The 3,741-nt window shown below is 67.5% G+C and carries 3 protein-coding genes; 1 reads left to right on the top strand and 2 read right to left on the bottom strand.

The window, feature by feature from the left end; translation table 11 throughout:
• Positions 1–80 precede the first annotated feature (80 nt).
• Entirely contained in the window at positions 81–1,346 is a 1,266-nt protein-coding gene (locus AC1DWC_RS26570; protein ID WP_477839905.1) for an MFS transporter, read from the bottom strand.
• 629 nt (positions 1,347–1,975) lie between these two features.
• On the opposite strand from AC1DWC_RS26570, the gene AC1DWC_RS26565 reads away from it, so the two are divergent.
• Complete coding sequence (locus tag AC1DWC_RS26565; protein ID WP_477912866.1) at positions 1,976–2,539, top strand: pentapeptide repeat-containing protein; 564 nt, start codon at positions 1,976–1,978, stop codon at positions 2,537–2,539.
• Positions 2,540–2,635: 96 nt separating this feature from the next.
• Here AC1DWC_RS26565 and AC1DWC_RS26560 read toward each other — a convergent pair whose 3' ends face one another.
• Complete coding sequence (locus AC1DWC_RS26560) at positions 2,636–3,277, bottom strand: dihydrofolate reductase family protein (RefSeq protein WP_477912864.1); 642 nt, start codon at positions 3,275–3,277, stop codon at positions 2,636–2,638.
• Positions 3,278–3,741: the final 464 nt, after the last annotated feature.

The following is a 3,741-nucleotide window of genomic DNA, read 5'->3' as shown; positions in this document are numbered from 1 at the left end:
CGGTGGGGCCGCGCCGCGGGCGGTGACCGGGGCCGAGGGCCCGGCGGCGGCCCGGCAGCCGGGCCGCCCGGCCGGGACCGTCAGTTGACTCCCTTGATCCGCGTGACCAGGACGGCTCCGACCAGCGCAGACAGCGCGGCGAAGGTGAACAGCAGCGGGTAGTTCTTCTCGGGTCCGATCGCGAGGAACAGCGGCGCGATGGCCGGCGCAAGCGACTGCGGCAACGCGTTCGCGATGTTGATGACGCCGAGGTCCTTCGCCGCCGTCCGCGGGTCCGGCAGCACCTGGGTGACCAACGCCATGTCCACCGCGAAGAACAGTCCCGTGCCGAGGCCGATGACGAGTTCGGCGACGATCACCATGGTGAAGGTGCTTGCCGTGGCCAGCAGGGCCAGGCCGGCGGACATGGTCAGTGCCGACCCGATCACGAATGCCTTGCGGCGCGCGACCTTGTCGGAGATCCAACCGCCCAGCCCGGACATCAGCGCGGTGAGTGCATAGCTCGTGCCGACCAGCGTCGCGACCCCGGCGGCGGCCTCTTCGCTGGACATGCCGATCCGGTCCTGGAGGAAGAACAGCAGGAACGACATCGGCATCGCGACGCCGAGCATGACGAGGAACCGGGTGAGCCAGGCGTAGCCGAAGTCCGGGTGGCGCCGCGGATTGACCCAGAAGCTGCCCGCGAACATCCGGAAGGAGAACGGCTCGCGCGGGGCGGGCACCTGCGGATCGGGCAGGGTCACGGCGAAGGCGGTGATCAGGACCACGCCGATCGCGGCCGGCACCAGGAACTTCGCGGGGCCGGGCAGCGCGGTGGCGAGCAGGACGCCGACGACGATCGCCATGATCTGGCTGAAGCCCATTGCGCCCGAGGCGAGTCCGCGTTGTTCCGGCGGCACGTGATCGGGGATGGTGGCCGTCAGTGCGGCCATGACGGCGTTGAACGCCAGCTGGGCCAGGCACCATCCGACGATCACCCCCGCGATCGACGGCACCGTCGCGACGACCGTCAGGCCGGCGGTGCCCACCAGGGCTCCGCCGATCAGCCACGGCCGGCGGCGGCCGAATCGCGACGAGGTCCGGTCCGAGAGCCGGCCGGCGAGCGGGTTGCCGATGAGCGCCAGGAGCGCGCCGATGCCGAGGACGAGGCCGAGGGTTCTTTCCTTGTGGTCCGGGTCGAGGTGTTCGATGCGCAGCTGCATGGTGACGACCACCGGCGTGATCAGTGCCATGGACAGGCCCAGGTTCGCCATCGCCAGGCGCGCGGCGAACGCCCGGGGCGGGGGAGTCGACGTCGACTGACCGGCATTCGTCGGTTCGAGCCCCTCGGTGTCCACGACTGTCATCGGCGTCTCCTGCTTCTTCTCGGGCAGTGTGGCGCGCGACACTGCCTCGGAAGTATGGGGGTTCACCGAGTCATTGATAGGTACAGTTATAAAAACGTTATCTTGCGCCCGTCGGCGCCGGGGAGTTGTCGACGGCGGACGAAGTCCGACCGGCGTGCGGTCCGTCCACGCGCGGTAAGGGTCAGCGGCGCTGAGCGCGTCCCTTCGGAGTTGAGGGTTTCTCGTCGGTGGTCGCGCCGGACATGTAACTGGGCAAAGGCGTCACGTGGACCGAATGGGGCCTGAATGATGAAGACATGAGTTCCGGCTCCCCGTCGCCGCGGCAATCTCGCCGCGCCTCGGCTGCTGGTGCCGTGAGCCGCTCGCACAGTGGCATTCGGTTGAACAGGCCGCCACCGCAACGGCGGTGGCAGAGGCGGATCTGGCAGTTCCGGCGCTTCTTGCTCGAGCTGTTCGCCTGGGACGGCTGGCCGAAGGTCGCCTCTCTGGCCACGGCGGCCGCCGCCGTTGCGGCACTCTGGTTTACGGGCCACTCCTTGAGTGCTACCGAGAATCAATACGGACTGTCCGAGCAGGGGCAGGTCACCGACAGGTTCTCCAAGGCGACAGAACAAATCGGCTCGGACAACATGGACGTTCGTTTGGGCGGCATCTACTCCCTGGAGCGCCTTGCCCGAGACTCCCCGACAGATCACCCCACCGTGTTCGAGGTCCTCGGCGCCTTCGTCCGCACCCATGCCCCAGCTACGTCCGAATGCTCGCAGCGAACCAATCCCGGTCGGATGCTCGCGGTGGACAGCCAGGCTGCCGTCACGGTGATCGGCCGACGCGACGCGACCAGAGACGGACCCAATCCGATCGACCTCGCAAACACCTGTGTGTCTGGCGCACACCTGAACGACGCGAACCTGTACGGCGCGAACTTGACCGGCACGGACCTGACCGTCACGGACCTGACCGACGCCGACCTCTATGGCGCGGCGATGTCCGGCGCGAACCTGGCCGGCGCGAACCTGACCGACGCCGACCTGTCCGGCGCGGACCTGACCGACGCCGACCTGTACGGAGCGAACCTGACCGGCACGAATCTGACCGGCGCGAAACTGACCGGCGTGGACCTGACCGACATCTACTACGACCAGAACACGGCCTGGTCAGGCTTCGCCCCTCCGTTCAGTCGGCCCAGTCGCTAGAACACCGGTTGAAGTCGCAACCTCCGCTCGAGCGCGCTCCCAAGGTGCTCCCGGCCGAGGTCTCCCGATGCCCGCGCGCCCGCTGGCCCCTCGGAATCACTTTCGCCAGAACAGGTGGTGGGCAACGCCGCTCGGGCTGGGGACGACCTCGAGGTGGAATCGGTCGAGTAGCTCGTCGGGTGACTCCCAGAGTCGCAGTCCGGAACCGAGTTGCACGGGAGAGACCGCCACGTGCATGGCGTCGACGAGGTCGGCGTCGAGGAACTCCCGGATGGTGGTGACCCCGCCGCCGAGCCGGACGTCCTTGCCCTGGGCCGCCTCGCGTGCCTGCTCGAGGACGTCGGCAGGGTCGCCGTCGACGAAGTGGAACGTGGTGTCGGAGAGGGTGAAGGAGGGGCGTTCGTGGTGGGTCATGACGAACACCGGGGTGCGGAACGGGGGCTCGTCCCCCCACCAGCCACGCCACTCGAGGTCGTTCCAGGGCCCGCGGTGGGGACTGAACTTGTTGCGGCCCATGATCTCGGCACCGATGTTGCGTGCGTAGTCACGGGTGAAGTAGTCGTCGAGCCCGCGGCTTCCGCCGGGGTCGGTGCGCATGGGCCAGCTGGCAGTAGCGCCGGCCCAGGCGAACATCTTCCCGGGGTCGAGGCCGAACGGACTCTCGAGGCTTTGGTGCTCACCGGCACCGATTCCGTCACTCGAGACGTTGAAGTTCTGAACTCGCAGTAGCTGTGTCACTCGGTTCTCCTGCCCTCTTGACGATGGATGCAGAGGTTGAGACTCCCCGCGTCCGAGAAACTCATCGCGCGCCAGGCCAACGTACCCACTCCGGGTTGGCGTCGGGTCCGGCGACGTCGGTCGAGAGGTCCCGCGCCCCCGCGCCTGGCGAATGAAAACGAGGCCACGAACCCTGTCGAGTTCGTGACCTCGTCTGCCGCAGTCAGTGAACTGCTCTCTGTGTGCGGTTCGCGATACCTGGTCAGCCGCACTTTCCATCGCCACGGTCCAGAGCATTCCCCACTGATTTCCAGATCATTGAGCATCAGCGGGTCCCACTGACAGCGGCCAGAACCTGCAAAGATGAGGGCCATCGCGCTCGGTTGCGGTTGGGCCGGCGTTGTCACTGATGGGATGCCGGTAGGTCTGCTCGTCTGCAAGATTGGGAGAGGCTGTGGCTGACGATGTTCGTCACGACGAGGGTC

It is taken from the genome of Rhodococcus sp. P4_C10 (assembly GCF_056402135.1).
This window is presented reverse-complemented; position numbering and strand designations above follow the sequence as displayed.